Here is a 4778-nt window from a genome sequence, read left to right as displayed (position 1 = left end):
TTTAGGCTGGTCAGGTGGTTAGAAGTACAAGCCCCTGGCTTTAGACATGGGGTTGGTTTCTACGGAGTCCCTGACGGCGGATGTTTCTAAAGCGGGTGCAGAGACTTTACTGGCGATCGCAGTGTTTTAATTATAGCTTAAATCCCGGGAAAAACCCTGTCGCAGAATACCATTGCCTCCCGAGGCTTACGCCTAACGTGGGATAATAGGGAAAGATTGATGCTTAACTCAATTGCAACCAGTGGCGAATCTCTTGGGCTAAGGCGAGTAACTCTGGTTCTGGCAACTGCTGTCCGAAGACATATTTTTTAGAACGGGAAAAGATAGCCCATTTGGCTTTTACGGTAATCACAATTCCACTATAAACGCGATTATTGTATTCGTATTTGCCCACAGAAATTTCTTTAATTTGGGGGGTTTCTCCCCGTTTGGTTTCGTAGCCGCTCGAGCCAAAATGCCGCCGTTCGATTTCAAAATTTTTGCTGTCGAAACAAATGTGGGTGCGCTCGAAAAAATCGCCGCCTCGGATGGACCAAAGGAGGATTAAAATCAGCAGCAAGGGCATCAATAAGGGGAGGAGGACGAAGGGGAGGGAAAACAGCAACAGCAGGAGTCGCGAGGCGATCGCGCCAAAGGAATAGAGGAAATAGGGGACAAAGCGGGAGAGGGCAAGAAATACACCGAGGGTGGCGATCGCGATGCTGACTTGTACGGGGGGTTCGGCGAGGGAAAAGCTGTGGAAGAGGGAGGTAAAGGGGTGGACTAACGCGCCGAATAAGCCTTTAATGCCGGTGGCGATCGGTTGTAAAAAGGTGAGTTCGAGGGGGGAGGGGATTTCGATGGCGAGGCGATCGGGGGATTTGTACAGGTGAACCGAGGGCAGGTGGGGTTGGGCGAGGGCCACCGGGGGGGAGGTTTCGGGACAGGTTTGGAGGGCGTCGAGGGCTTCTAAGGCGTGGTTGGCACTGGCGAAGCGTCGTTCGAGGGCGGGATCGGTGAGGCGATCGATCCACTCCTGGAATTCCGGGGTGAGGTTGGCACTGACGCTGTGGACCCATTGGATCCGCATTTCCCGCTGGGGTAATTCTGCTGGGGGTACGGCGGTGAGTAAGTGAATCAAACTGGCTCCTAGGGCGTACAGATCCGAGGCGGGCACCGCCTGACCTCCAAATTGTTCCAGGGGGGTGTAACCGTAGGTACCGACGACGGTAAAGGTGCCCCCTGGGTTGATGGTGCGATTTTGCACGGCCCCAAAATCAATCAGATGCACGCGATCGTCTTCTCCCCAGAGTAAGTTGCTCGGTTTGATATCCCGGTGCAGCACTTGGGGGCGGCGTTGGTGCAGATAGGTGAGGATTTGCAGCACTTCCCGGGCGATGCAGCACAGTTGTTCCGGGCTAAACTGGGAGCCGCGATCGAGCAATTCCTTGAGGGTGGATCCGGGAATGTATTCCTGAACCAGAGCAAACCACAGGGTCTGCTCGTCTACGGAAAAATAATCCCGATAGGTGGGAATTTGCGGATGATTTAACTGCTCGAGGACCTGTGCCTCGCGCTCGAACAACTTCAGATCTTCCCACTGCATCGGACCACCAAATGCTAATAGCTTCACCACTACAGACTGATGAGCCTGCAGGTCCTCCGCCAGCCAGGTTTGACGCACCGGTCGATCGCTGAGCTGGCGTTGGAGTTTATAGCGCTTGTTCAGTAGGGAACCAGATTCGAGCATGGCGTCAGGGACTAGGTGCAATCAATAATGCCACTTCTAAGATAGCTTCTGCAATGCCATTGCCCAAGGGGATTTCCCGCCAAACATGCCGCTCCCACCGGATTTCTTAACAAATTTTATTCTTTCTTGCCTCTATCTTTAGGTATAAAGTGGCGGGGATTTACTGCATTTGGGTGAAAAAACATCGACCCAATAGCCCGTAATTTCCTACTTATCTATTCCCAAAGTTAGAGAATATTTTCAAAGATTCATTGCGTTTAGTTTAACCCTTATCTCGTTTTTGTCATTCGGCATTCGCCAGAAAAATATGTTAAAATTTATCCGAACTGTCAGGGTGTGGTATTTTTCCTACATTCTAATAAAAAAAGCGGATACTATGCCTACTATCGCCCCTAGATGAAAAGGGGAGACTCCACCCGGGCGAAACCACTCCTCCCGTTTAACTCAGATTTTCCGGGGTTGGAGGGGGTTTTTTTCGGGAGTAAACAAGGGTGAAAATTATTTTGTTCACTGATGGTAGGGAGGTGGTGGATGGGAACTGATGCCTTTGCGGGAGTCGGAAAATGAGGGATGGAAGGGCGAAAATGACAATTTTTGCCTGGGTCTGTTCGTCACAAACGACAAATGCGATAGAACAACTATCACCACCGCTATCGATTAATTGTCCATATATTTACTGCGATCGCAAATCTTTTATGAAATTACTTTTTTCAGAAAAAAAAATAACGGGTTTTCACCGCTGGTGGCTGTTTCCCCTGTGGATTGCGCCCCTGCTGTTTGCGGAACGGACTCAGGCGCAACCGATCGTGCCGGCGGCGGATGGAACTGACACGGTAGTTACGCCGGCGGGGGAAGTTTTTCACATTCAAGGGGGACAAACCTCCGGCGATCGCGCCAATCTGTTCCACAGTTTCGAACAGTTTGAATTGCACAAGGGGCAAACGGCTAATTTTATCTCCAATCCAAACATTGAAAATATCCTCGGACGAGTCACTGGGGGAAATGCTTCGTTGATTAATGGTTTAATCCAAGTCAGCGGGGGAAATTCTAATTTATTTTTAGTCAATCCTGCCGGAATTGTGTTTGGGGCGGATGCGCGGTTGAACGTGCCGGGGTCATTTAATGCTTCGACGGCGACGGGAATTGGATTCGATAGGGGGGGATGGTTGCACGCCGAGGGAATGAATGAATATGCCACTTTGGTAGGTACTCCGAGTCTGTTTTCTTTTTCTCTTTCCTCGGCGGGAAATATTATTAATGCCGGGGATTTGGAGGTGGGTGCGGGTGAAAATTTAACCTTACTTGGCGGTAGGGTTATTAATACTGGCAAACTCCGTGCGCCTGGGGGAAATATTACGGTTGCTGCGGTTCGAGGGGAAGGGATGGTGCGGGTGGCACAAGCGGGACATCTACTGAGTTTGGAGATTTCGCCTTTTCCGAGTCGGGGTGATTCTGCAACGGTGCTGACGCCGCTTTCTTTACCGGCATTACTCACCGGGCGGGATATCGGTCACGCGCGGGGTCTGACGGTGAATGGGGCGGGAGATGTGGTGCTGACTGGTTCGGGGTTGCAGGTGGAGAATGGGGATTTGGTGGTGGCGAATGGATCGATCGGGGGCGATCGCGCCGCGCCAGGGGATTTACCGCGTCACATTTCCCTCTCGGCGGCGGAGAATCTCACTATAGTCCAAAGTGACTTGGCCAGTCAAGGGGACTTAAGTCTGCTAGCTGGGGATACGGTGCGGGTGCGCGATCGCGGTACGCCCTTGCGGGTGTTCTCTGGCGGCAATCTCCGGATTCAGGGGAATCGCCACATCGATATCCTGGCGCTGAGTCTGGGCGAACCCACCCCCCGCAGGCCGCACGCAACTGCCGCATCTCCATTTCAAGCGGCCGGAGATATCACTTTAGTAAGCAATGGCATTCTGTCGGCGGATTCTCACTTTTCGGCGGGGGGCAATTTCTCGATTTTCAATGTGGCGGGAGAAGCGGGAACTTTTGTGAGTCTTTATGACCCGATCGTGCGCTCCGATGGGGATGTTATTTTTGGCGATTATACGGGGGTGTCGCTGAAGGTGGAAGCTGGAGGGGCGATCGCTGCTGGCGAAATTACCATCACTGGCCCGGATACGACGTTATCGGATTCTGCCGATCCAGAAGCAGATATTCTTACCAGTAGTGCGGCGCTGATTTTGCGATCGGGGATTTCTAACTCCGAGTTTGGCGCAACCGTGCCCGCAGAGGTGACGGGGGGTACCTTTTTTAGCACCTCTAATTCTCCCTCGAATAATAACATTTCTGTGGGCAAGATTTCCACTGCGTCCGGACCGGTGATTATCGACTCGGCAAATTTATTGGTGGTGGATTCGATCGCTACGGATGGCGGCGCGATCGCCCTGAGTGCGATCGGCGATATCGTCGCTACCGGCACCCTCGATTCCGCTGGCGGCAATATTGACATCACTACCGAGAATTTTGTCCGCGTCCAAGGTACTTTTTCTACCCCCGACGGCGTTAGTGCCAGTATCTCATCTGCGGATAGCAACGGGTTGGGTGGCTCGATCCGCATCGAACATGGTGGCAGTACCACCACTCCGTTTGTTGTGGGCGATTCTACCACAAATGGCACTGCAGGCGCAATCACCAGCGGTTCCGAAACCATTGCGCCACAGTTTTCGGTGCCCGTCCCACCCAGTACCTACACGCAAGGGAATATTGATATCGTTACCACTGCTCCCGATCCTCCGGAACAACCCAGTGAGGAAACCCCAGAACAACCCAGTGAGGAACAACCGAGTCAGGAAACCCCAGAACAACCCAGCGAGGAAACGCCGGAACAACCGAGTCAGGAAACCCCAGAGCAACCCAGTGAGGAACAACCAACTGGGGAAACTCCGGAACAACCCAGTGAGGAACAACCAACTGGGGAAACGCCAGAACAACCAACTGGGGAAACGCCAGAACAACCAACTGGGGAACAACCAACTGGGGAAACGCCGGAACAACCAACTGGGGAAACGCCGGAACAACCAACTGGGGAAACTCCGGA

Annotated in this window: 2 protein-coding genes; one reads left to right on the top strand and one right to left on the bottom strand. The window is 52.6% G+C overall.

The features are described from left to right. Nucleotides 1-223 precede the first annotated feature (223 nt). Nucleotides 224-1729, bottom strand: coding sequence for a serine/threonine protein kinase (locus AC0QH1_RS10990; RefSeq protein WP_324631141.1), 1506 nt, complete (start codon nt 1727-1729; stop codon nt 224-226). Between the two features lie 695 nt (nt 1730-2424). Here AC0QH1_RS10990 and AC0QH1_RS10985 point away from each other — a divergent pair. Beyond that, on the top strand, nt 2425-4778 hold a 2354-nt coding region (locus AC0QH1_RS10985), incomplete at its 3' end, for a two-partner secretion domain-containing protein (protein WP_324631140.1).

The organism is Phormidium sp. CCY1219 (genome assembly GCF_055795085.1).
The sequence above is the reverse complement of the archived record's forward strand: the minus strand, read 5'-3'. Positions and strand labels throughout refer to the sequence as shown.